Source organism: Achromobacter sp. AONIH1 (assembly GCF_002902905.1).
In the GTDB taxonomy this organism is placed as follows: domain Bacteria; phylum Pseudomonadota; class Gammaproteobacteria; order Burkholderiales; family Burkholderiaceae_B; genus Achromobacter.
Map to the genome: position 1 here is coordinate 2,545,755 of NZ_CP026124.1, position 22,543 is coordinate 2,568,297.

Genomic DNA, 22,543 nt, shown 5'->3' on the forward strand with positions numbered 1-22,543 from the left:
CGCGTTTCAATTGGGCCGGGTATGGACGGAAAGCTCGAAGATGTTCTGCCAGGGGTCGAGAAAGCGCTGGAATCGCGAGCCGGCCGTGGGGCCTTCGGAAAACGCGATGCGGTCGAACAGGGGGCAGCCGTTGTCTTGCAGGATCTGCGCGGCCGCCTCCAGGTCCTGCACCTCTATGCCGAGGTGATAGCTGCCGATCTGATGGCTGGGCGCGGGTCGGGTGGCGTGGCTGGCGGGCTGGTCATAGGCAAAGATCTCTATCCTGGCGCCGCCCGGCAGCGCCAGCATCGCAAGCTCGAGCCTGGCGCCTTCGACGCCAAGATGAGCGTCGGTCCAGTCGCGCCCGTCCTGCGCGCGAGGCAGCGCCGCGCTGTCAACCGGACCGAGCCGGTACTGCACGGTGGCGCCGAACACGCGCTCATAGAAGGCGACGACGGGCTCCAGTTCCCTGACGGTCCAGGATACGTGATCGAGGCGGAGTATGCCCAAGGGGTTGGTCTGCACGGCGTTGCTCCAGGACAGGGTAAAGGATGAACACGGTTGCGTTTGTCCCGCACTGGCGGCGCTGGCGCGGGGAGGGGGGACTCAGGGACTGGGCGGCGTGATGGACAGGATGATCTCCACCGTCCCGGATGAGTCGTTGCGGTAGCGGTGCGCGAGCCGCGCGTCGAAGGAGATGCTCTCGCCGCTCTTGACCAGATGGTCGACGCCCGCGATCTGCGCCACCAATTCCCCCTGGATCACGTAGACACACTCGGTGGACGGATGCCCGCGAGGCTCGTCGGCGGACACCTGGCCGGGCGCCAGGACGGCCCGCAGCACTTCCAGGTCGCTCTGGCCCGCGGTGAGTCGCTCATAGCTGACCCGCCCGGCCGGCGCGGTCAGCTTCGAGCGATTGCCCGGCCGGCTGATCCAGACGGCCGGGGCGTTGGGCTCGGCGAATAGCGATGTGATCGATTCGCCGAAGACGGCCGCCAGCCGGCGGACTGTTTCCAGACTGGGGTCCGTGACCGAGCGTTCGACCTGGCTGAGCAGGGTGGCGGATACCCCGGCCTGGGCCGCCAGGTCGCGTAGCGACAGGTTTCTCGCGGTTCGAAGTTCCTTCAGGCGTTCACCAATCATGCTGCTTGTTTCCGTGGATCATGGGATGTTTGTGCACTACTAATGTACAAAAACTTCATGGGTTGTGCACTTGAATTTTACATATACAACGTTGTCGATCTCTCTTTTTCAGAAATTAAAACCCTATCGAAAACACCTATGCCAGGGTTTGGTGTTCTCAGATTAGACTTTCGTGCAGTTTGACTGCACAAAGATCGCGACGTTTGTATAGCTTCACTTTACGTGAGACCTTCATGACAAATTCGACCTCCACGGCCGGCCATGCTCCGCGCCATTGGTATCGCTGGCTGTTAGTGACGCCCTTCATCTGGCAGGCGGCGTTGGCGCCCCTGGTGAACGACATCGGGTACCAGCCCCTGGGCCTGCCCTTTCCCATGGCCTGGCAAATGGCCGGCATCGTGTACGCGAGCCTGGTGATCGGGCTGGTGTTCCATCTCGACCAGCGCGCCGGACTCGGGGATGAGGAGGCGGGCCTTCTCGCCGCGACGGCGGGGCAGGAAAGGGGACACTCATGACGCTCGCTATTGTTTGCGCCATCCTGTTGGCGACGCTCGCGGGGGCGCTGGGCTACGGCCGGCGCGCGCGCGGCGAGAACACGCTGACTGAATGGGCCGTGGGCGGACGCAGCCTGGGCACGCTGATCTTCTGGTTCATGAACGCGGGCGAGGTATACACGACCTTCGCGGTGCTCGGCATCTCAGGCTATGCCTGGGCGCTTGGCGCGCCTGCCTATCTGGCTTTCTGTTCGGTGTCGTTGAGCTACGCGGTCGGTTACTGGCTCATGCCCAGGATCTGGCGCGCGGGCCGCCAGGAAGGCTTCGTGACGCAGGCGGACTACTTCGCCGCGCGCTACGAGGCGCCCTGGCTGGGTGTGCTGACGGGCGTGATCGGCATTGCCTCGCTGGTGATCTACGTGCAGATCCAGCTCATCAGCCTGGGGCTCATCGTTCGCCTCACGCTGGGCTCGGACCTGTCCACGGTCGCCGCCACGCTCATCGCCGCGGCGCTCATGATCGCCTTCGTCTTCATCGCCGGCCTGCGTTCGGCGGCCTTCGCCGCCGGCGTCAAGGATGTGCTGATGATCGTGGTCGTGGTCGTGCTCAGCGCCACCGTGGCGGGCAAGGTCGGCGCGGCGTCCCTGCTGGACATCTTCCACATGGCCGACCAGGCCTACCCGGGCATCGGCGCCTTTCCGGGCAAGGATCCCGCCTCGCCGACCACGTCCGTCTGGCTCATGACTTCCGCCGTGAACATCGCATTGGGCAATTGGGTGTTTCCGCACCTGTTCCAGATGTGCTATTCGGCGCAAAGCGCCACCGCCATCAGGCGCAACGCCGTGTGGCAGCCGCTGTACTCGCTGGCGTATTTCTTCATCATCCTGCTGGGCTTCGCCGCGCTGCTCGCGGGCGTGCAGCCGCCCGACAACAATCTCAACGCGGCGCTGCTGCAATTCGTCGCCACGTCCTATCCGGCGTGGGTGATCGGCTTGGTGGCCGGAACGGGGTTCCTGTTGGCGCTGGTGCCCGGCTCCCTGTTGCTGCTGTCGGCCGGCACGATTTTCACGCGCAATATCGCGCAGCCGATCTGCGGGGCCCTGTCGGAAGCGGCTTCCCTGCGCCTGTCGCGCGCGGCGCTGGTGTGCTTTGCCGCGCTGGCGGCGTTCCTGTCCATATCCGACGGCAGCTCCCTGGTGCGCATCCTGCTCAATGCCTACGCGGCGATCGGCATGCTGGCGCCGCCGGTGTTCTTGGGATTCCTGTGGCGGCGCGCGACGGCATACGGCGTGCTGGCCGGGCTGGTGGCGGGTTTCGTCGCCTTGCTGGCGCCGTTCGCGTCCAGCTATTGGTCCCGCGCCGTGCCCGAATGGGAGCCGGGATTGATCGCCATGGCCATCAATGCGCTGGTCCTGATAGCCGTGAGTCTTCTGACGCCGATGCCGCGACCGTCCGCGGTGGCCATCGGCATTCATTCAACGTCGCCCCGAGTCCGCGCCGGAAATCAAACAACCTGACCCGGTAAAGCCCTCGGGATGCGTTCGCCTCCCGAAGCATGAATACGCCGTTGCTCCTGTTGTCCGGGCAGCCATTGCCTGGTGGGGGCGGCTGCGTCCCTGAAAACCTAGTGCTAGAGAGATTTCCATGATTTGTGCTCGAGAATTTTCCATGAAGAACATTGGCTTGTTCCTGCTGTTCCTCGTCTGTGCCAGGCAGGCTGCCGCCGACGAAAACAACGTCCAGCTTTACGGGATGGTGAATTCAGGAATGACATACATCAGCAATGGCGCGGGCGGCAGTTCGGTCCGGACCGACGGCTGCGGTCCGCAGGGCTGCAACCGCTGGGGGCTGCGGGGCAGGGAAAGTCTGGGCGATGGCCTGTCCAGTCTGTTCGTGCTGGAAAGCGGTTTCAATCTTCAGAATGGCAAGTCCGGCCAGGGCGGCCTGATGTTCGGCCGGCAGGCCTATGTCGGCCTTGCCAATCAGCGCTATGGCACGCTGACGCTGGGGCGGCAGTACGATTCGTTGTCGGATACGGTCGGCATGTTCCCGTCGAGCAACAATTTCGCGACGGGCTATGGATCGCATTTCGGCGATCTGAACAATCTGAATCAATCCATCCGCATCAATGACGCCGTCAAATACGTGAGTCCGGAGTTCGGCGGCCTGCGCATGCATGGCATGTACAGCTTCGGCGGGCAGTTCGGCAACTACGCGGCCAATCGCTCCTGGGCGCTGGCAACGGCCTATACGAGCGGACCGCTCTCCATGGCGATCGGTTACCTGGATATTCATCCGCCGGCGACGCGCGCCAATGGCACGGGCGGCGTGTATGAGTCCAACGGCAACTACGTCGGCTCCCTGGGGCAGTATGTCGGCCTGCAGGATGCCGATGCGATGAAGGTGATCGGGGCGGGAGCGTCCTACACGGTGGGGGCGGCGACCATCGGATTCACCTATGCCCACACCCTGCTGCGCAACAGCCGCTATTTCGTGGTGAATGGTTTTCCCGGAGCCGGCAGCGGCGGCGACTTCACGATGGACAGCTACGAGTTGATGACGAGTTATCGGCTGAATTCCGCGCTGTCTGTCGGCGCGGCCTACATTTACAACATCGGCAAGGCGGACTATCAAGGCCTGCGGCCCAAGTTTCATCAGATCAACCTGGGCGCCAGCTACTCGCTGTCGAAAAGAACGGAGTTGTATGGCGTGTTTATCTTCCAGAAGGCGGCGGGCGATGGCATCGCGCCGCTGCGCGGCGCCGCCGGCGCCGTGATCGGGCGCGCCGCGCAAGCCGAAATCGCGGGGGTGGGCATGAGTTCGGACTCCAGTCGGCAGACGCTGATGACGATGGGCATCACCCATCGCTTCTGATGCCCCCGTCCCTGGCTCGGAGGCGATCGCTACGGTTCCCATCCTCGCGCTTCTTACGGTAAAGTTCAGCGCACAGGACAGGACGCGGCGCGTTGCGAGCCAGGCGTCCGGACGCGGGATTCGGGGGGAAACGGATGGTCTGGGCATGACGGAACGACTGATGGCCGCCAGCATCGCGGCGCTGATGTCGGTGGCGTTTTCCGCGCTGTTGGCCGGCTGCGCCGGCAGTCCGCCGCCTGACGGCAAGGGTCCCCGCAGCGAAAGCATGTCGGCGGACCAGTTCGGCCAGACCGATTTCAATCGCACGGTCACGCTCGAGGTCCGCGACAACCTCGCCAGCCTCTACGTCCTGCTGGACAAGCTCTACCGCCGCAATCCCCGCGAATGGCGCAAGACCGACGCCGCCGACCAGCCCGCCGCCGTGGCGCGGGTCAAGCGCGCCATCGAGGAGCGCCGCCCGCCGCCCGGCCTGTCCGGCCTGCGCGACATCCAGATCCTGGCCGTCTCGCTGGACCCCAACTATTCGGGCGACCGTGTCGCCGCCTTCATCTACGGCCTGGCCGACACCATCATCGCCGCCCACAACGGCAAGACCCGGCTGTACGTGTCCGACGCGCTGGACGGCCAGCGGGTCTACAATGCCGCTCGGAACGTCGAGGCCGCCGCCTGGCTGCTGGCGTCGCGCCATAACAGCCAGGGCGAGCCCTTGCTGCTGGCCAACGAGATGTCGCAGAACGCCACGAATCTCAGCTTCGAGCGCGAGTTCGGCGCCATCATCGGCCGGCTGGACCTGATCGCCAACCTGCTGGGCGAAAACTCCAGGCGCATCGGGATCAACTACGCGCAGGGCTTGCTGCTGTTCAATTTCCTGCCGGTGCGGTAGGGCGCGGCGCGCAGTCCTCTCGATGCCGTCCGCGTTCCACAGGACAACCGCCACGCAGGCGCCCACAGGACCGTTCACCGTGATTGACATCGCCTCCATCCAGACCGCCCGCGAGAACCTGCGCGGCCAGGTGCTCAAGACCCCGTTCACGCTGTCGCGCACGCTGTCCGACATCTTCGGGGCCGAGATCTGGCTGAAATTCGAGAACCTGCAGTTCACCGCCAGCTTCAAGGAGCGCGGCGCGCTCAACCGCATGCTGACGCTGTCCGAGGCCGAGCGCGCCAAGGGCGTGATCGCCGTGTCCGCCGGCAACCACGCGCAGGGCGTGGCCTACCATGCGCAGCGCATGGGCGTGCCGGCGGTGATCGTCATGCCGCGCTTCACGCCCACCGTCAAGGTCGCCAACACGCGCCGCTTCGGCGCCGAGGTGGTGCTGGCCGGCGACACCTTCGACGATGCCAAGGCGCGCGGCTACGAGCTGGCGCAGGAGCGCGGGCTGATCATGATCCACCCCTACGACGACGAGGCCGTCATCGCGGGGCAGGGCACGGTGGGACTGGAGATGCTGGAAGACCAGCCGCAGCTGGACACGCTGGTCGTGGCCATCGGCGGCGGCGGCCTGATCTCGGGCATCGCCACCGCGGCCAAGGCGCTCAAGCCCGGCATCGAGATCGTGGGCGTGCAGACCGAGCGCTTCCCGTCCATGTACGCCGCGCTCAAGGGCGTGACCATGCCGCAGGGGCCGTACACCATCGCCGAGGGCATCGCCGTGAAATCGCCCGGCGATATCACGCGCGAGGTTGCCGGCCGGCTGGTCGACCGCATCGAGCTGGTCAGCGAGAGCGATATCGAGCACGCCATCGTGGTGCTGCTGGAGATCGAGAAATCCGTGGTCGAAGGCGCCGGCGCGGCCGGCCTGGCCGCGCTGCTGCGCGCCCAGGAAGAGGGCAGCGATCGCTACAGGGGCAAGCGCATCGGCCTGGTGCTCACCGGCGGCAACATCGACCCGCTGATGCTGGGCGAGCTGATCGAGCGCGGCATGGTGCGCGCCGGCCGGCTGGCGCGCATCCGCGTCGACCTGCGCGACCTGCCGGGCGCGCTGGCGCATGCCACCAAGCTCATCGCCGACGCCCAGGCCAACATCACCGAGGTCCACCACCAGCGCGCCTTCACCTCGCTGCCGGTGCGCAACGTGGAAGTGGACTTCGTGCTGCAGACCCGGGGCCACGATCACATCCAGGAAGTGATCGAGGTGCTCAACAACGCAGGCTTCGCCGCCAGCAACCACGACCACTGAAGCCGGCCGAGCCGTCTTATTTGTACGTCAGGGTCACGGTCGCCAGGCCATTGGCCTGGCCCGCCGTCACCGTGCCGGTGGTCTGGATGTAGCGCGCGGTGAAGGACACGACATAGCCCGTAGACTGCGACGGCCCCACGTCGACCGCCTGGCCGAACACGACCGGGTTGTTGAGCGCATTGCGCACCTGTATGCCCACGCCACCCGCGATCGGACCCGGCCCGGCGGTGGCCAGGCGCAATGTTCCGGGCTGGCCCGACGGGTCGGCGGTCGCGTCCATTGTCATCATGACCGTGTTGCCCTGCCCCGCCGGCAGCGAATTGCAGTTGAGACGGATCGAGAAAGCGCTGGGCGCCGTGGTGGAGCCCACGCCTCCGAACGCATTGCGGTAGACCGATCCGAGCGGCACGGTGATGTTCTGCGAGCCGGCATCGACGCTGCAGGTGGGGGTGAGGATGCTGCCGCCGGCCACCACGACGCGGAAGTACTGATCGAAAGGGTTGCCGGAGACATTGACCCGGCCGTATTCCCCTGGCGTCAGCTGGCCGTTGCCGACGATGGAGGCGGTCTTCACCAGTTCGAACTGAATCTGGCTCCAGCCTATATACACGGAGACTGCGGAGGAGTAGAAGACGCCGGTGCCGGTCGGCCAGGTGTTCGCGTTGCTGCCCAGCGTGCTGATCCGAAACCCGATGCCCTGGATGTTGGTGCTGTAGACTTTGTTCAGTCCCGCCACGGCCGTTCCCTGGTTGACATCCAGGGCGATGTAGAAACCGCCGTAGCCGTTGGCCGCGCATTGGCCGATCCAGATCAGACCGCCGGTGTTGGGGATTGTGACGGTCTGGCTTCCCACGGTGGCGCCGATGGCGGCAGCCTGGGCGACCCGCACCAAGCCGGGATTGATGACGATGTCGCCGAGATTCATGCGCGACGAGTAGGAGCAGACGGCCCAGGCCTGCCCGGCGCAGAGCAGGCTCGCCGCGATCAACAGACCGCGCAGCAAGAGCGTGTGTAGCCATTTCATTCGAAAACTCCGTTTTCAGCCACGAGAACCTGGCCAGAGCAGGGCGACGTGGGCGCGGCCTCAAGGCGCAAGCATTCCGGCATGCAGGGATGGACGCGCGGCATCATGAGCAGTTGCCTTCGTACTGGCGGATCGGCAAGGGTTTTTCCTCGCGGGGCAGCGCGTACTTGACCTCGCATTGCGCGGCCGCGTCCTGGCCCCAGATCACCTTCAGCGTGCCGGCCTCGGGCGCGCCGCTCACATAGGCCTGGCCCTCCGGGCCGACGATGCCGACTTCCTGGCCCGCTTCGTTCTCGATGCGCGAGCCGAAGGGCAGCGCTCGTCCGTCACGCCCCTTGAGCGTCAGCATCAGGCGGTAGCCCACGGACGTCTCGAACGGCGCCAGCACCACCGCGCCGCGCGTGGGCACCACGTCGCGGGCCGCGTATTTCACGTCCACCGAGTCGTCCAGGTCCTGGGTGACCAGCGCCAACCGGTTGCTGCGGTATGGGGTGACGTTCGGAACCACCGCATTGCCCGCGCCGTCCGTGCTGACGCCGGCCTGGGACTCGACGCCCACGCCCGAGGCCTTGGGCGCGCGCACCAGCGCGATGGTTTCTCCCAACGGCTGGGACAGGGTCACGCCGTCGCCGTGGGCGACGACGCCGCCGGATAATCCCAGGTTGGTCTGGCCGTAGCCCGAGCCCTGGCTGCGGCCCAGCGTCACATTGCCGTAGCGACCCTTGTAATTGAGGTTGGCGCTGCCGCTGCTGCTGTCCTGGTTCGACTGGTTCGCGGTGATGCCGTAGGTCAGGCGGTAGTCGTCCATCGCGCTGCCGAACAGGCTGGCCTGCTGGGCCACGCGGCCGTTGCTGTCGTGAGACGCTGAGTACATGGCCGTCGCGCCGGTCTTGCCCAGCGGGATCGACAGCGTCAGCATGACCTGCCGGTTCGATGGGCCATATTGGTTCGAATATTGGTTGTAGAACAGGTTGTAGTTGACCTGGCCATAGCTGCCGGAATAGCCGAGCTGGACGAGCTTGTCCGTGTGCGAGCTGTTCCAATAGCTTTGCTGACGCGCCGACACGTACACGGATCCCCAGTTTCCCAGCGGCTGCGAGACGTCGAGGCGGATCTCGTTGCGACGATTGGCGAAGGGCAGGCCGTATTCCTGCGCATAGCGCATCTGCACCGATTCAGGGAACGTGCGATAGCCGCTGGTCGAATAGCGGTAGCCGGCCATGCGGAAGTTGGTGCCGGTCTGTTCCAGCGATTTGGCGTACAGGAAGCGCAGCGACTGGCCGGACAGCGTGCCGCCCTGGTCCTGCTGCGTGCGGGCCTGGGTCAGATCCAGCGACACCGCGCCCAGGCTGCGCATGTTCTTGCCCGCGCCCGCCAGCAGCGATTGGTAATTCTGCGCCAGCGTCGTGCCGCCATAGAGCGTGAAATCCATCGGCATGCCGCGGGCCGCCGTGGCCTGCAGGAAGTAAGGCCGGCGGATGTCGCCCTGGTTGTAGACGTAGCCGTTGCGATACTGCCCGACCGTGGCGCTGTAGCGCCAGGCGCCGTCGCGCAGCAGCGTGGGCACGGCGGCATAGGCTTGCACGAAATGCGTCTCGCGGCCATCGGCCTCGGTGACGGTCACGTCCAGGTCGCCGCCGGCCGAGGTGGGATACAGGTCGTCCAGCGCGAAGGGGCCGGGCGGCACATAGGTGCTGTAGATGATGTAGCCGTTCTGGCGCACGGTGACGCGCGCATTGGTCTGGGCCACGCCGCGTATGGTCGGCGCATAGCCGTTCAGGCTGTCGGGCAGCATGGAATCGTCCGAGGCGATCTGCACGCCCCGGAATTGCACGCTGTCGAACAGCTCGCCCGGCGTGCTGCCGTCGCCCAGCAGCAATTGGCCCCGGATCGAGCGCAGATCGCGCTGCGCATAGGTCTGCACCGCCTGCCAGCGGCCCTGGCCATACTGGTCGCGGTTGTAGGTCGAGTAGTTGCGGAAGCGCCAATCGCCAAGATTGAAGCCGCCGCGCAGGCCGGCGAACACGGCGTTGTTCCTGGCGGCCCTGCCCGGCTGCGGACCATAGGGGCCGTTGATGGTCGGGCCCGGACCGGCGCTCGGACGCGTGCCGTCGTACTGCGTAAGGTTGAATTGGTAATCCAGCATGGCGGCATTGATGCCTCGGTCCCATTTGGATGGGTCGATCGCGCCGCGCGCCGTGCGCTTGAGCGCCGCCTGCGGAATGCTCAGCGACAGTTGCTGGCGGCCCGCGTCATACGTATACGAGGCATCGGGCAGGCTGGTCGCCAGATCCACGCAGCTTTCCGGCGGCAGCGTCGCCAGGCCGCCGATGGCGGCCGCGTTCACTCCCCACGATTCCAGCATGCTCCGGGTCAGGCAGGGTTGCGCGTCGCGCTTGCCCGGCGCTTCCTCGAAGCGCAGCTGGGACTGGCCCAGCGCATTGCCGTCGCGCACCACGTCGACCATGTATGAGCCCGGCAGTACCTGGTTGCCGAACTTGAACACGGACAGGTCCGCGTTGGGCTGATCGCCGCCGATGCCCAGGAAGCCTTCGTTGAAGATGCTGGCCGCCGGCTGCGCGGTCCTGCCAGCCTGCGGCGCCAGCGCCAGGGCGAGCGCCAGCAAGGCGTAGTTGCGAATCGGCGCGGAGCATGGAGCGGAAGTCACGGCGTACCCTCGATGTATCAGGGTTTCCCCGCGCTGTCGGGCACGGGTTCGGGCTTGAGCGGCACGGGCTCGCTGGCCGCGGGCACGTTCACCATTTCCACGGGGGTTTCTCCGCCGTAGTCGTTGATCGTGGTGTAGGTCACCGTGATCGCCTGGGGCGTCTTGATCGCCTTCAGCGGATAGCTCTGCTCCGCCATGGGCGGCAGCATTTCCGTGCGGATCTCCTGCTGATTCTTGTTGATTCGGAAGCCCGTGAACGTCACGTGATAAGGCGTGGGATTGACCACTTTCAACACGGCGCCCTGGCCATTGGCGCCGGCCGCCACGGCCCACTTCAGGCTGTTGCGCGCCAGCGAGGCGTCGCCGCCGCGCAGCGCCGCAGGACGGTAGTACAGCTTGATGCGCGTGCGCACGGCGATCTGCAGCACGTTCTCGCCCTCGGCCTTTTCAGGAATTTCCTTGACGTTGAGCCAGAAGACCGATTCGCGGTCGGCCGGCAGGTCGTTGGAGGACACGCGCATGATGCGCAGCAGGTTCTCCATGCCTGGATCCAGCCGCGACAGGGGCGGCGTGATCAGGAAAGGGGTCTTGTTCTTGCCTTCGCCGGCGTCCAGCCAGGCCTGCACCACGTAGGGCGCCTTGCCCTCGTTTTTCATCGAGATCGACGCTTCCCGGTCTTTTTCGTTCAGGATCACGCGGGTACCGCCCAGCAGGACCGCGGCATGCGCGGGCGCGGCTATCGCGGCGCACAGGCTGGCAGCCGTCAGGGCGCAGGTGACGGCTCGCGTGGTGGTGATGAAGGACATTGCGGTTCTCTGATGCACGATAAGTCCGGGGCGCCAGCGCGGCGTGGCGAATACGTATGCAAGGGTGGCGCACTGGATCGCCGCCGGCGGCTTCGTCCGCGCGAGGGAGAGAGCCGCCGGGAAGAGCCAGGCTCAAAACACGGCTTACTGGTAAGCGACAGTGAATTGCGCGACCGCGTTACCCGTGCCGGCAGTTACCGTGGCCGCCGTGGAGTAATACGAGGCCTGGAATCGCAGGGGGTTGTTGCCCGCCACCAGCGGATAGGCGACCGACGACGCACCCAGGTTGATCGGCGTGCCCGCCGAGTCAGCGATTTCGATGGAGACGCCGGTGGCGAAGCCGCTCGCTTCACCTACGCCGACGCGCAGCCTGTTGCCGCTGGCGTCGGCCGTGCCCGTGAACGACACGGTGGCGGTGGCGCCAGCGGCGGGGCTGCAATTCAGCAGATCGATGGTGAACTTGGCGGGCGTCGAGCGCTTGCCCACGCCGCCGTTCATCGACGTCGTGGACACGGAGCCCAGCGGCACGGTCAGGTTCGCGCTATTGGGCGAAACCGAGCACGGCGTGTCGATGAGCTTGCCAACGAAGTTCACGGTGCCGTCGGCGGCGAGGGCAGCCTGGGCGGATGCGGCCAGCGCGATGAGCACGGCGGCCTTGGTGAGGGAGAGGGATTTCATCTGCGTTTCCTGAGAGTGCGTGGACTGAAGGATTTGCCAAATGGCAGGCCAGTCTAGGCAGCGGAAACGCGTTGAAAATCATCGCTTGACGATTGTTCGGAATTCAACCGACGGCGCCGGGCAGCGATGCGCGCTTTTTTGAAATGATTCAACGGAAACCCGCGGATAGTTTCCGTTTGATGCGCTTTCGTGGAGATTGGGTGTTGCGCGGACGCACAGGCAGATTTCCCTTTGTCCTAGTCACAGGACTTGCGCCTGCGATACGCCTCGCGGCACGCGGCGCATCAACGCCGTTCAGACTTGCGTGGCCTCGGCGCTGGCAGCATCGCGCGCGACCAGGGATTTCAGGCGGTACAGGCGCTCGCGGTGCAGCGTCGCGGCAAGCGCCTCGGGTTCGCGGCCCAGGGCCACGTAGTCCGCGGGTATCCGCGCCACGGCGGCGCGCATGCGCCCGGCGTCTTCCTGCCACCATTGCGCCAGCATGCGGTCGGGGTTGTAGACGTCCAGTCCCTGGCGGCGCAGTTCCGAGCGGTTGAAGTCCTTCAGGTTCCAGGTCATCACCTGCACCACGGGCACTTGCTGCAGGCCGCAGCGCGCGCGCCTGGCCAGCCCGGCCGCGATCACGTGGAAGTCCTTGGGGTCGCTGTAGCGCAGCGAGGCTTCGTAGGCCTGGGCGTCACGCTCCAGGGCCTGCGGAAAGCGCGCGTTCATGTCCGCCCATTGCTCCGCCATGACTTCCGGCGGGATCTCCCAGATGCGCGAGGCGTTGCGTCGCCATTCCTCGCCGATGCGTTCGGTCCAGACCGGCTGGTAGACGCCGGCCTCGGCCAGCCGGAGAACCAGTCGACGGACGATGCCGGACATGAGGACGCAGGCGTCCAGGACGATGAAGGGGGCGGGGAGCGGGTTGGCGGTCAAGATGGGCTGGGCCCGGCGGATGCGGGGCCGGAAGGCGATAAGAAGATGGGCAGGCGCAAGAATAGTGCTTTTTCTTCGGATCCGCGCGATGCGGGCGAGGCAAGGCATCGCGCCAGGCCTGCGTGCCGATGCGGACCGCGCCATAGCTGGTACGAGGTACTTCGTAATGCAGTGAAATCGAAGCGTGCGCGCGGCGTGCGGCTTCCTGTTGGCCCGCGAGAATGCGCTGGAGATAATCCATAGGCCCGGATGCGAGGGACCTCAGCAAGGCTTGTCCCGCGTGTTCCGGGAGGCTGAATAACAACCAGGAAATCTCACATGAAGTGGCTTATCGGCGTGACGGCGGCGAGCGTGTTGAGCGGGTGCGTTTGGTTGATGCCGGTGGATTCGGCGCTGAAGTACTCACATGGCAGGCATATCGGCAGAATCGCTGATCGGCTGGGACTGCCGCAAGAGCGAGGACTTGTGACCCGGCAGAATGGAGAACTGACAGAGGTCTGGTCCTGGAGGGCCAGCCGCGATCTGTACCAGGAGAAAGCGACGTACTTGACGGGAGAGGTCAAGACGGACAAGGGAAAAATGCCGTTCTCGGGAAAGAGCTACACCTATGAACCGGCGGGCACGGCTTCGTGCACGATCAGCTTTTCCTTTGACCACCAGGGAATCATCTATGCGACTGACTACAGCGCATCGCTGTCGACCTCGGCGTGCGACAGCATGCTCATGCGTTTGCCGCCCTTCTAGCGGAAGGACTGCCATGGCGGCAGCAGCTTGAGCCGTCATCACGGCAGGCATGCCGTGCCGGCGGGAGGTGGTGCCCGAGACCGGAATCGAACCGGTACGGCCTTGCGGCCGAGGGATTTTCGTACCACTTCGGCTTTCGCCGCCGGCGCGTCACGCGCCGTTCGTGGTCTGGAGCACGCCTTCGCCATAGCCTTGCGGCCTTAGGCGCCCGCCGTCTGCTCTCTACACCTTCCCGCCCCTTGCGGGCCGGGCTTGGCTCGGTGTCAGCGCGGAACGGGTCCAGGGCCTTCGCCGAGTTTGACGGGCTACACCTTCGGGGTTTCCCCCGGAGGGCTCAAATTGTCTTAAGTCCCTTGTGTCTACCAATTTCACCACTCGGGCGCGGCCGGCCTGACTGCGCCGGCGGCGGGACGCGTCCGCGAGGGGGCGTCCAGAGGGCGTGACTATACCATCACTGCCGTGAGGGTCATGCCGCCCGCGCGGGCGACTCAGGAGAGGTAGCGGACGGCCGGCCTGGCCCGTTCGTCCACCGTCAGGCTGAAGATGTCGGGCCGGGCATAGTGCCCGGATACATCGAAGTCGTAGCGCGCGCGGACCAGCTCGGCGGTGTCGATGCGGGCGGTCAGCAGGCCCGTCTGGCCATGCAGCGGGCCGGCCAGCACGTCGCCCAGCGGGCCGATGATGACCGAGCCGCCATTGATCAGCGGACGCTGGCTGTCCCAGCCCGGCACGTCCAGGCCCAGCTCGGCGGGCGAGGGCTGCACCTGGCAGGCGCTGATCACGAAGCAGCGGCCTTCGTGGGCGATATGGCGCATCGAGCATTGCCAGATGTCGCGCTCGTCCACGGTGGGCGCGCACCAGATCTGCACGCCTTTCGCATACATGGCGGCGCGCAGCAGCGGCATGTGGTTTTCCCAGCAGATGGCGCCGCCGACGCGGCCGGCCGGCGTGTCGACCACCGGCAGGGTGGAGCCATCGCCCTGGCCCCAGATCAGGCGCTCGGTGCCCGTGGGCATCAGCTTGCGGTGCTTGGCGACCAGGCCGGCCGAGGGATCGAAGTACAGCGCAGTGCAATACAGCGTGCTGCCGCCGCGCTCGATCACGCCCACCACCAGGCTGGCGCCGGTGCGCCGCGACAGGCCCGCCAGCGCCTCGGTTTCCGGTCCCGGCACGTCGATGGCGTTGTCGTGATAGCGCGCATAGGCCTCGCGGCCTTCGGGCAGGCGGTAGCCCAGCCGGGTGCCGAAGATCTCGCCCTTGGGATAGCCGCCCAGCAGCGCCTCGGGCATGACGACCAGCGCGGCGCCGGCGGCGGCGATCTCGGATTCGAATGCGAGTACGTGTTCCAGCGTGCGGGTTTTGCCTTCGGGGGACGAGCCGATTTGCAGGGCGGCGACGGTGCTGATGGTCATGGCGATTCCTGGAATGGGGTGGATGTGTTCGTCAGTCTCCCGCCCTGCCTAAAATCAATCAATCCTGTCTGAAGATAATTGATATGAAGAAAACTGATATCGCATCGACGGCCCCGCGCGTGGCGGCTGGGGATCCGACGGACTGGAATCTGCCCGATCTGAATCTGCTCAAGGTGTTCGAGGCGATCTACGACGAAGGCGGCGCGGGCCGCGCCGCCTTGCGGCTGGGCGTGACGCAGTCCGCGGTCAGCGCGGCGCTGGCACGGTTGCGCGCGCTCTACGGCGATCCGCTGTTCACGCGCACCGGACGCGGGCTGGCCCCGAGCCTGCGGGCGCGCGAACTGCGGCCCGTGATCGGCGAGGCGCTGGACAAGTGCCGCCAGAGCCTGGCGCTGGCGCGGCCAGGCCGCGCGGGCGTGGCGGGCCGCTCGGTCACGCTGGGACTGTCCGATGACTTCGAGATCGCGCTGGGACGGGACCTCATGGACCGGCTGGCCATCGAGGCGCCGGGCCTGCGCGTGATCTTCCGGCAGGCGCACAGCCGGATGGCGGCGGACATGCTGATGGCGCGCGAGGCCGATCTGGTGATCGCGTCCGGAGGACTTAGCGCGGCCGCCTTGCAGAAGGCGCTGGTCGGTCATGGCGGCTACGCCTGTCTGCTGGATCCCGCCAGCCTGCGGCGTGGCCAGAAAGCGCTGTCGGTCGAGGAGTTCGTGCGCCGGGAACATGTGCTGGTGTCGTCGGGCGGCTTCATCGGCGTGGTGGACGAGGTGCTGCACGGCATGGGCCTGAAGCGTCGCGTGCAGGCCTCGACCTCGCATTTTTCCGCGCTGGCCTTCCTGTTGCGCGGCGGCGCGGCGCTGGCCACGCTGCCCGAGCATGCCGCGCGCGGCCTGGCGCGGGCGGCAGGCTTGGCGCTGCTGCCGTGTCCCGTCGCCATGCCGGGCTATGCCATCGAGCTGGGTTGGCGCGCCGATGCCTTGCGCGATCCGGCCGCGTCTGCGTTGCGGCGATGTCTGCAGCCGCTGCTGGAGCAGTATCTCTGGCGCACCCTGTCCGTTTGAACGCGGCTGCGCGCCGGTCGCTTCCGTCAAGAAAACCGCGAGCGCTTCGAGCCGTGGTTGCCGATCGTGGACGTGCGCTGCGGAGGACCAAGCAAAGACGAACACTCGCATTGAAGCATGCGCGGAATTCCGTTCGGTGGAACTTCCGTGCGCGCTTTTTGATCATCCGAATTGAAGATTGAACAATTGTCAAAGTTCAATCTTTGACCCTGCCCGCGCTCCTACACTGCGCCCCACGTCGGACAAGTTCCATGAGTTGTCTTGTCTATGTAAGGTCTTGAGGGCCGCGCCAGCACAAATGTTCCGCGGCCGTATCAAGTGGGCGCCTCGATGGCGTTTTATTCGTAGTGTCGGATCATGAGTCCACAAAGCGTGAAAGTCCTGGTCGCGGATGATCATCCCGCGGTCTGTGCCGGCGTGCGGCATGCGTTAATCCAATCCCCCAACATCAACGTCAGCTGTGCGCCGCGCAGCGCGGGTGGCATGCAGCAGGCGCTCGAAGCCGCGGCCTATGACGTACTCGTATGCGAGTACGCGATGCTGGGCGGCTTGAGCGCCGGCTCAGCGCCTTGTCTGGAGGTGATCAGGCAGCGTTATCCGGGCCTGCGCATTGTCATCCTCACGCGGCTGGAGAACGCTGGCGTCGTGCACATGCTGTTGAGCCGGGGCGTGCATTGCATCGTTAGCAAGGTCGACGAGCTTAGCCATCTGCTGCCGGCGATCCTGCGCGCGCGCGGCGACGGGCGCTATCTGTCGCCGCGCATCGAGGCGCTGGCGCAGGCCGCGGGTTATGGCCGGGCGGGCCTGCTGGCGTTGACCTTGCGCGAGATGGAAGTGGTCCGGCTGTTTCTGGCTGGCCTGACGGTCAACGAGATCGCGCAGCGGCTGGACCGCAGCAAGAAGACCATCAGCACGCAGAAGGGCACCGCCATGCTCAAGCTGGGCGTGCAGAGCGATATCGAGCTGTTGCGTTACGGCATAGAGACGGGTCTGGCCGACGCCTAGGGCGCTGCCTTGCAGATGCGGCCGCACGAACTCCGCGCCTAGCCGCGGGCCCGCGCCGGGGCACGGGTGGTCCGCGCTGCGCCCGAGATCAGCAGGTCGCGATGGCGGCCAGCGTGGCGGGCGGGCGTTGCCGGGTCCGCTGCGTGGCGGCATAGATTTCAAACGCTTCCAGCGTCATGGCCTTGCCGTGCAGATAGCCCTGGGTGATCTGTCCACCCAGGCCGGTCACGAGCTTCAGGTCGTCTTCGGACTCGATGCCTTCGATCACGACCGCGATGCCCAGCCCGCGCGCCATGCCTATCGTGCTGGACAGGATGCGCCGCGCGTGCGGATGGTGGCGCGCCTGGCTGATCATGTGGCGATCGATCTTCAGTTCGTTGAACGGCACCCACAGCAGGCGGTCCAGCGATGAGCTGCCCGTGCCGAAGTCATCGATCGCGCAATTGAAGCCGCGCAGGCGCAATTGGGTCACCGCGCCGGTCAGGGCGGGGATGGCCGAGGCGTCGCCGTCCTCGATGATTTCGATCACCAGGCGGCTGGGCGTGGCGCCAGCCAGCCTCGCCTGCTGGGCCAGCTGTTGCGCCCAGTCGACGGAGCTGGCGATGCCGGTGGGAATGTTGATGCTGATGCTCAGGTCGCGTATCCAGGCCAGCCGGATCTGGGCGGCGAGCGCCTGCTCGATCATGTAGTCGGTCAACGGTCGCATCAGGCCTGCGCCTTCGAACGCCGGCAGGAAGACGGCCGGCTCCAGCAGCGTGCCGTCGTCGTTGCGCCAGCGCGCCAGTATCTCGGCGCCGCGCAGGCGGCCGCTGTCGACATGGTGCTGTGGCTGCAGGTGGCCTTCGATGCGGCCGGTGGCCAGCGCCAGCAGCAGGTCGTCGCGCGACAGCCTTGAAACAGCCGCTTGCGGTTTGCTGACGAGCGCGGCGTCGCGCTGCATGCGCAGCTCGCCTTGCAGCGTGGCGGCCACGGCGCGCACGCGGCCGGACTTCAGCGGCTTTTCCAGCGTGGCCAGGACGCTGATGCCGCGCGATTGCGCGTAGGCCGCCGCGGCCTGGACCAGGCGGGCGGGATGCCCGCTGGTCAGGATGATGCCGCCGGCGCCGCCGTGCCGCGCCAATGCGTCGATCAATTGCAGGCCGGTCATGTCGGGCAGGTCGAGGTCGAGCACCACGATGTCCCATCGCTGCTGGCGGATCTCGTCCAGCGCGATCCTGCCGTTGCGCGCGGCGATGACGTCCGCGCCAGTGGCCTTGCGCAGCACGCTTGCCAGGCCCACGCGGTGCGTGTCGTATTCATCGACGACGAGGATGGTCTCGATCATGGTTTGCTTGCGCGGTGGCCGCCTTATGAGTCGAGAGCATTCTTCCATCGCGCTTCGCGCGCTTGAATCAGCCTGGTCCTACATGCTTGCAAGATGGATCGGCATGCGCCGTGCGCGCCTATGGCGAGGTGGAAAGGAAAGTTCCTTGCTTTGACTATTGTTCGAATTTCAACCCCTTTCGGTCAGTAGTATTTCGACATGTACGCGGTGTCCACAAGTTTCAAATATCACTGCTCACGGGGCGGCAGACCCCGACGCGGTGTTGGAGCGACAAGGGCCGTGGCGGAGCATTCCGCCCGCAAGCGACTCGCGGGTCGCGGCGCGCGTTCCACGAAAGCGGGATCCGTGAGGTCCGAGATTTGCAGGAAGGTATATGCATTGGAATCGCCATGCCGTTCAGGAATCCCTTGATGTGCGCATGCACACCGGGACACACGCTTCCTATCTGCCCGAGGATCGCGAGGAAGCCCACATCGGGCATAAACCAGAGGATGCTGGCGGAGCCAGAACGGCCGGCTCATCGCTGTATGTCGCGCTCGTCGGACATGAGCGGCAGCAGGCGGACCAACTGGCGCGCCTGTTGACACAGCAAGGCTTCCAGGTCGGCGTATTCGATGCCTGGCCGGAGCGAGTCAGCCCGGGTGGCGTGGATCTGATCGTGCTGGACCTGGGGGACGCCATGGCTGGCGATGGCGTGGACCTGATCGCGCGCATCCGTTCTCAGGTCAGGAACATGCCTCCCATCCTGGCCCTGACGGCGGCGGTGGCGGAATCCGAGTTGGCGGACCTGTACGACGCGGGCGCCGACGATGTCATGTTCAAGCCCTTGCGCATCGCCGTGTTCGCGGCGCGCGTGCTGGCGCTGGCGCGGCGTGTCTATCCAAGCCAGGAGCTGCAGACGGACGTGCTGAAGGTAGGCGCCTATGTCATCGACGTGGCCGCGCGCCGGCTCCATCTCAATGCGCAGCCCGTCAAGCTGTCGAGTCGCGAGTTCGACCTGGCCTTGTATCTGTTCCGCAACGTCGGCCGTCTGGTCAGTCGCTCGACGCTGGAGAAGGCGATCTGGGGCAGGGAGCTGGGCGTCGATTCCAAGACGGTGGACACGCACATCTACCGCCTGCGGGTCAAGCTCAGATTGCAACCGGAAAACGGCCTGCAACTGGCCAGCGTGTATGCGCAGGGTTTTCGCCTGATCCAGGTGGTGACGCTGTCTTGAGCAAGCCGCGGCCCGTCCTGGATCGGGCCGTGCGAGATCGGATGAATCCAACCATGATGCGTGCCACTGCCGAAATATTCGTCATCTTCGAGGAGCCTGATGCCAGGACGCGCCAGGCATTCCTGCTCAACAGCCTGGGCCTGCCGTTCCAGGATGTCGACGTCGGCCCCGCGCCGCTGGCCGGCGAGTGGCGCCTGGGGCGCGGGATCACGCACCTGATCCTGCCCGTGGGACTGAATTTCCTGCTTCTGCTGCGTCAGGTGCGCAGCAGCTTTCCGGACGCGACCGTACTGGCGGTCGGCGAGTTCTCCGCCATTGATCGGCGCATCCACGCCTATATGGCGGGTGCCGACAATTGCCTGTCCGCGCAGGCCGGCCCGGAAGAACTGGCCGCGGTCCTGCAGGCGATCCGGCGCAAGGGTGGCGCGGATGCCCGGCGTGTCGACATGGCCCAGGCGGTCGCCGTGGCGCGGGCCGACGAGGACGGCGGCAGGCAGGGCGTCTGGGTGCTTTCGGACGGCGGCTGGATGCTGGCGGCCGCCGATGGCACGCGCATAGACCTGCGCAAGTCGGAGCGCACGCTGCTGCAATGGTTCGCGCACCATGAGGGAATGGAGGCGCGGCGCAACGACACGATATCGGCCGCCGATGGCTCCAGCATTACCGGGCGCTCGATCGACGTGGTGATCAGCCGCCTGAAGCGCCGGGCCGAAATGCTGGGCGTCACATTGCCGATCAGGAGCGTGCGAGGCCGTGGCTATGTGTTCGTCGGCCACCTGAGCGTGGGCAGGAACGAACACAGCCTGGCGGAAGGGCTGGCGTTGGGGCCTTGACGGCTGCCGGGCCGGGAGTCAGAAGTCGTTCAGATCCTGCTGCGCGCGGCGCTGCAGCCATTGCGAGAACGCGTCCAGGACCGGATCGTCGCCGCGCGAGCGCAGCATGCAGAAATAGTAGCCGCCGTGAGAGGGCACCGGGTGCGGGAAGGGCAAGGCCACGCGCTGCGTCTTCAGGTCCGCGTCCAGCAGGCAGCGCGGCACGATGCCGACGCCGAAATTGTCGGCCACCGCGTCGATGATGCCTGCGACCGTGCTGAAGCCGGAATCCACCGAGAAGGATTGCACGCCGCTCTGCGTCTCCAGCCAGATGCGCCAGTCGTCCGGTTGCTCCAGGTGATAAAGCAGCGGATGGCGCAAAAGGTCTTCTGGCTTGAGGATCTGGGGCGCGAGATCGGGATGGCAGATCGGCACGATGTGTTGCCCCGCCAGGTACGTGGCCATGACATGACGCGGCCAGGGATTGCCCTTGGGCGGCCGAGGCACGATCCAGCAATCCGTTTGGGTATCGAGGAAATCGTCGTCGGGCGCGTAGGGCTGCAATACGACACGCACATTCGGAATCTGCTGGTTGAACTCCGGCAGCTTGGGGATCAGCCAGCGCGTGGCCAGCGTCGATACGGATCGCACCGTGAGCCGGCTGCGCGGCGAGGCCTGCGTATCGATCTCCATCATCGCGTCGCTGAGCACGCGCAGCGACGGCTCGACCCGATCGAACAGCTGGCGTCCGGCTTCGGTCAGCGTGACGCCGCGGCCGCCGCGCAGGAACAGTATGACGCCCAGCCGTGACTCCAGGCGCCTGATGCTGCGGCTGACGCCGCCCTGTGTCATCTCCAGGCCGTCCGCGGCCGCGGTGATGCATCCGGAGCGCGCGACGGACACGAAGGCGTGCAATTCTGGCATGGGGGGAAGCTGCAGGCGCATGGCGTATTGCGTATGTCGGACGACGTCAGGCATGCGCCCTGTGCGTGCAGGCAATGCGCCTGCAGGAATCTGGACGGACGCCTGCGCGCCGGGCACGCGGCGGTTAAGGGCCTGGTCAGTGTAGGCGGGCAATTCGCGTTGAAATTCAAATTCTATCGGCCATGAGAATGGCCGGGCCTGCCCGCGCGTGCGGACCCTTGCTTCAGTCTTGTTCGAAGTCGGTGGCCGCGCATTCCAGCAGCCAGCTGCGGAATGCATCGATCAGCGGATCGCCGTCGCGCGTTTTCGGCGTGCACAGGAAGTAGCCACGGCGGCTCGAGATCGACATGCCGGCGGGGACCGCGACGCGGCCAGCCTGCTCATCCATCTGCACCAGGCAGCGCGGCGACAGCACGACGCCGAAGTTGTTGGCCACCGCGTCAATGGCGGCGGCCATGATGTTGAACTCGGAATCCAGCATCTTGGGAGCGGGCTGTCCGTAGGCCTCGCACCATTGCTGCCACATCTCCGGCGCTTCCACGTGATACAGCAGTGGCTGGCGCAGCAGGTCCGCGGGCGAATGGATGCCGGGCAGGACCGAAGGGTGGCAGACGGGCACGATCTCGCGGCCGATGATGTAGGTGCTGCGCAGATGCCGGGGCCATTGACCGGTGGCCGATTTGCGCCAGTAGAGCCAGCAGTCCACGTCCTTTTCGAGGAAATCGTCGTCCAGCACGTTGGGCTGGATGATCACGCGCACGCCTGGCATGCGCGCATGGAATTGGGGCAGGCGCGGCACCAGCCAGCGCATCGACAGCGTGGAGACGGTGCGCAGGCGCAGCACGCCGCGCGGCGATGCGTGGGCCTGGACGCTGGCGACCGCGTCCGCCAGCGTGCGCATCGCGGGCTCGATCTGTTCGTACAACCGTTGCCCTGTCGGTGTCAGCGAAACGCCACGGCCGTTGCGCAGGAACAAGGGCATGCCGAGGCGGCTTTCAAGGCGCTGCACACAACGGCTGACGCCGCCTTGCGTAACGCACAGGGTCTGTGCCGCGGCGGAGAAGCTGCCCACCTGCGCGACGGCGAGAAAGGCATGGAGTTCGGGCATGGAAGGGAGCAGCAATCGCATGGAAAAAGCCCGAAAGGTATTCCGTTAGGTCATAGGTTGGAGCTGCATTGTCGATTGTTACGCGCTGAGACTCTGCTTAGATTAGTAACCGTTGCGTAATTCAGATATTGAAAACGCACGCATCTGCTTCGAATGCCTTGCATCGTCAC

At 65.9% G+C, this 22,543-nt stretch carries 21 protein-coding genes; 10 read left to right on the forward strand and 11 right to left on the reverse strand.

Translation table 11 applies throughout. The features are described from left to right. Positions 1-6: 6 nt before the first annotated feature. Together C2U31_RS11660 and C2U31_RS11665 are read right to left on the reverse strand one after the other, a co-directional pair. Positions 7-504: a VOC family protein gene (locus C2U31_RS11660; RefSeq protein WP_103272933.1), complete on the reverse strand. Its 498-nt coding sequence runs from the start codon at positions 502-504 to the stop codon at positions 7-9. A gap of 81 nt (positions 505-585) precedes the next feature. Then, positions 586-1,122, reverse strand: a complete 537-nt coding sequence (locus C2U31_RS11665) for a helix-turn-helix domain-containing protein (protein ID WP_103272934.1) — start codon at positions 1,120-1,122, stop codon at positions 586-588. 233 nt (positions 1,123-1,355) lie between these two features. Between C2U31_RS11665 and C2U31_RS11670 the strand changes: the two genes are divergently transcribed. From C2U31_RS11670 to C2U31_RS11690, 5 genes are all read left to right on the forward strand, one after another. Then, positions 1,356-1,637 (forward strand): DUF3311 domain-containing protein, encoded by a 282-nt coding sequence (locus tag C2U31_RS11670; protein WP_103272935.1) that lies wholly within the window; start codon positions 1,356-1,358, stop codon positions 1,635-1,637. Continuing rightward, complete coding sequence (locus C2U31_RS11675; RefSeq protein ID WP_103272936.1) at positions 1,634-3,133, forward strand: sodium:solute symporter; 1,500 nt, start codon at positions 1,634-1,636, stop codon at positions 3,131-3,133. Before C2U31_RS11670 ends, C2U31_RS11675 begins: the two co-directional genes overlap by 4 nt. A gap of 151 nt (positions 3,134-3,284) precedes the next feature. Further along, on the forward strand, positions 3,285-4,490 hold the full coding sequence (locus C2U31_RS11680; RefSeq protein ID WP_158658350.1) for a porin: 1,206 nt from the start codon (positions 3,285-3,287) through the stop codon (positions 4,488-4,490). Positions 4,491-4,635: 145 nt separating this feature from the next. Next, positions 4,636-5,373 (forward strand): hypothetical protein, encoded by a 738-nt coding sequence (locus C2U31_RS11685; protein WP_369869771.1) that lies wholly within the window; start codon positions 4,636-4,638, stop codon positions 5,371-5,373. Between the two features lie 79 nt (positions 5,374-5,452). After that, on the forward strand, positions 5,453-6,670 hold the full coding sequence (locus C2U31_RS11690) for a threonine ammonia-lyase (RefSeq protein WP_103276343.1): 1,218 nt from the start codon (positions 5,453-5,455) through the stop codon (positions 6,668-6,670). Positions 6,671-6,686: 16 nt separating this feature from the next. On the opposite strand, the gene C2U31_RS11695 is transcribed toward C2U31_RS11690, so the two are convergent. From C2U31_RS11695 to C2U31_RS11715, 5 genes are all read right to left on the reverse strand, one after another. After that, a complete protein-coding gene (locus tag C2U31_RS11695) occupies positions 6,687-7,694 on the reverse strand; it encodes a fimbrial protein (protein ID WP_103272938.1) in 1,008 nt (335 codons plus the stop codon). A gap of 103 nt (positions 7,695-7,797) precedes the next feature. Beyond that, the gene (locus C2U31_RS11700) at positions 7,798-10,362 is read right to left on the reverse strand and encodes a fimbria/pilus outer membrane usher protein (protein WP_103272939.1); all 2,565 of its coding nucleotides are present in this window, start codon (positions 10,360-10,362) and stop codon (positions 7,798-7,800) included. 17 nt (positions 10,363-10,379) lie between these two features. Next, complete coding sequence (locus C2U31_RS11705; protein WP_103272940.1) at positions 10,380-11,168, reverse strand: molecular chaperone; 789 nt, start codon at positions 11,166-11,168, stop codon at positions 10,380-10,382. A gap of 144 nt (positions 11,169-11,312) precedes the next feature. Next, complete coding sequence (locus tag C2U31_RS11710) at positions 11,313-11,846, reverse strand: fimbrial protein (protein WP_103272941.1); 534 nt, start codon at positions 11,844-11,846, stop codon at positions 11,313-11,315. A gap of 294 nt (positions 11,847-12,140) precedes the next feature. Further along, complete coding sequence (locus C2U31_RS11715) at positions 12,141-12,710, reverse strand: PIN domain-containing protein (RefSeq protein ID WP_233772847.1); 570 nt, start codon at positions 12,708-12,710, stop codon at positions 12,141-12,143. Between the two features lie 372 nt (positions 12,711-13,082). Here C2U31_RS11715 and C2U31_RS11720 point away from each other — a divergent pair, with 372 nt between their 5' ends. Beyond that, positions 13,083-13,508, forward strand: a complete 426-nt coding sequence (locus C2U31_RS11720) for a hypothetical protein (RefSeq protein WP_103272943.1) — start codon at positions 13,083-13,085, stop codon at positions 13,506-13,508. 488 nt (positions 13,509-13,996) lie between these two features. Here C2U31_RS11720 and C2U31_RS11725 read toward each other — a convergent pair whose 3' ends face one another. Beyond that, a complete protein-coding gene (locus C2U31_RS11725; protein ID WP_103272944.1) occupies positions 13,997-14,920 on the reverse strand; it encodes a carbon-nitrogen hydrolase family protein in 924 nt (307 codons plus the stop codon). Positions 14,921-15,003: 83 nt separating this feature from the next. Here C2U31_RS11725 and C2U31_RS11730 point away from each other — a divergent pair, with 83 nt between their 5' ends. Together C2U31_RS11730 and C2U31_RS11735 are read left to right on the forward strand one after the other, a co-directional pair. Continuing rightward, positions 15,004-15,984: a LysR substrate-binding domain-containing protein gene (locus tag C2U31_RS11730; RefSeq protein WP_103272945.1), complete on the forward strand. Its 981-nt coding sequence runs from the start codon at positions 15,004-15,006 to the stop codon at positions 15,982-15,984. A gap of 357 nt (positions 15,985-16,341) precedes the next feature. After that, positions 16,342-16,989, forward strand: a complete 648-nt coding sequence (locus C2U31_RS11735; RefSeq protein WP_103272946.1) for a response regulator transcription factor — start codon at positions 16,342-16,344, stop codon at positions 16,987-16,989. An 88-nt stretch (positions 16,990-17,077) separates the two neighbouring features. Here the strand turns inward: C2U31_RS11735 and C2U31_RS11740 are convergent, their stop codons facing one another. Continuing rightward, on the reverse strand, positions 17,078-18,313 hold the full coding sequence (locus C2U31_RS11740) for an EAL domain-containing protein (RefSeq protein WP_158658351.1): 1,236 nt from the start codon (positions 18,311-18,313) through the stop codon (positions 17,078-17,080). A 418-nt stretch (positions 18,314-18,731) separates the two neighbouring features. Here C2U31_RS11740 and C2U31_RS11745 point away from each other — a divergent pair, with 418 nt between their 5' ends. Continuing rightward, positions 18,732-19,529, forward strand: a complete 798-nt coding sequence (locus tag C2U31_RS11745; protein ID WP_158658352.1) for a response regulator transcription factor — start codon at positions 18,732-18,734, stop codon at positions 19,527-19,529. A 53-nt stretch (positions 19,530-19,582) separates the two neighbouring features. Further along, positions 19,583-20,362 carry a response regulator transcription factor gene (locus C2U31_RS11750; protein ID WP_103272949.1) on the forward strand — a complete coding sequence of 260 codons (780 nt, stop codon included), beginning with the start codon at positions 19,583-19,585 and terminating at the stop codon, positions 20,360-20,362. 18 nt (positions 20,363-20,380) lie between these two features. Here the strand turns inward: C2U31_RS11750 and C2U31_RS11755 are convergent, their stop codons facing one another. Beyond that, entirely contained in the window at positions 20,381-21,265 is an 885-nt protein-coding gene (locus C2U31_RS11755; RefSeq protein WP_158658353.1) for a LysR substrate-binding domain-containing protein, read from the reverse strand. Positions 21,266-21,488: 223 nt separating this feature from the next. Further along, positions 21,489-22,394 carry a LysR substrate-binding domain-containing protein gene (locus tag C2U31_RS11760; RefSeq protein ID WP_103272951.1) on the reverse strand — a complete coding sequence of 302 codons (906 nt, stop codon included), beginning with the start codon at positions 22,392-22,394 and terminating at the stop codon, positions 21,489-21,491. Positions 22,395-22,543: the final 149 nt, after the last annotated feature.

Excerpts from the sequence above, each read along its gene's own strand:
- C2U31_RS11695 (WP_103272938.1), bottom strand. The coding sequence starts at position 7,694 with ATGAAATGGCTACACACGCTCTTGCTGCGCGGTCTGTTGATCGCGGCG.
- C2U31_RS11735 (WP_103272946.1), top strand. The coding sequence starts at position 16,342 with ATGAGTCCACAAAGCGTGAAAGTCCTGGTCGCGGATGATCATCCCGCG.
- C2U31_RS11675 (WP_103272936.1), top strand. The coding sequence starts at position 1,634 with ATGACGCTCGCTATTGTTTGCGCCATCCTGTTGGCGACGCTCGCGGGG.
- C2U31_RS11685 (WP_369869771.1), top strand. The coding sequence starts at position 4,636 with ATGACGGAACGACTGATGGCCGCCAGCATCGCGGCGCTGATGTCGGTG.
- C2U31_RS11755 (WP_158658353.1), bottom strand. The coding sequence starts at position 21,265 with ATGCCAGAATTGCACGCCTTCGTGTCCGTCGCGCGCTCCGGATGCATC.
- C2U31_RS11740 (WP_158658351.1), bottom strand. The coding sequence starts at position 18,313 with ATGATCGAGACCATCCTCGTCGTCGATGAATACGACACGCACCGCGTG.
- C2U31_RS11710 (WP_103272941.1), bottom strand. The coding sequence starts at position 11,846 with ATGAAATCCCTCTCCCTCACCAAGGCCGCCGTGCTCATCGCGCTGGCC.
- C2U31_RS11670 (WP_103272935.1), top strand. The coding sequence starts at position 1,356 with ATGACAAATTCGACCTCCACGGCCGGCCATGCTCCGCGCCATTGGTAT.
- C2U31_RS11720 (WP_103272943.1), top strand. The coding sequence starts at position 13,083 with ATGAAGTGGCTTATCGGCGTGACGGCGGCGAGCGTGTTGAGCGGGTGC.
- C2U31_RS11745 (WP_158658352.1), top strand. The coding sequence starts at position 18,732 with ATGCACACCGGGACACACGCTTCCTATCTGCCCGAGGATCGCGAGGAA.
- C2U31_RS11760 (WP_103272951.1), bottom strand. The coding sequence starts at position 22,394 with ATGCGATTGCTGCTCCCTTCCATGCCCGAACTCCATGCCTTTCTCGCC.
- C2U31_RS11725 (WP_103272944.1), bottom strand. The coding sequence starts at position 14,920 with ATGACCATCAGCACCGTCGCCGCCCTGCAAATCGGCTCGTCCCCCGAA.
- C2U31_RS11705 (WP_103272940.1), bottom strand. The coding sequence starts at position 11,168 with ATGTCCTTCATCACCACCACGCGAGCCGTCACCTGCGCCCTGACGGCT.
- C2U31_RS11730 (WP_103272945.1), top strand. The coding sequence starts at position 15,004 with ATGAAGAAAACTGATATCGCATCGACGGCCCCGCGCGTGGCGGCTGGG.
- C2U31_RS11715 (WP_233772847.1), bottom strand. The coding sequence starts at position 12,710 with ATGTCCGGCATCGTCCGTCGACTGGTTCTCCGGCTGGCCGAGGCCGGC.
- C2U31_RS11750 (WP_103272949.1), top strand. The coding sequence starts at position 19,583 with ATGATGCGTGCCACTGCCGAAATATTCGTCATCTTCGAGGAGCCTGAT.
- C2U31_RS11680 (WP_158658350.1), top strand. The coding sequence starts at position 3,285 with ATGAAGAACATTGGCTTGTTCCTGCTGTTCCTCGTCTGTGCCAGGCAG.
- C2U31_RS11665 (WP_103272934.1), bottom strand. The coding sequence starts at position 1,122 with ATGATTGGTGAACGCCTGAAGGAACTTCGAACCGCGAGAAACCTGTCG.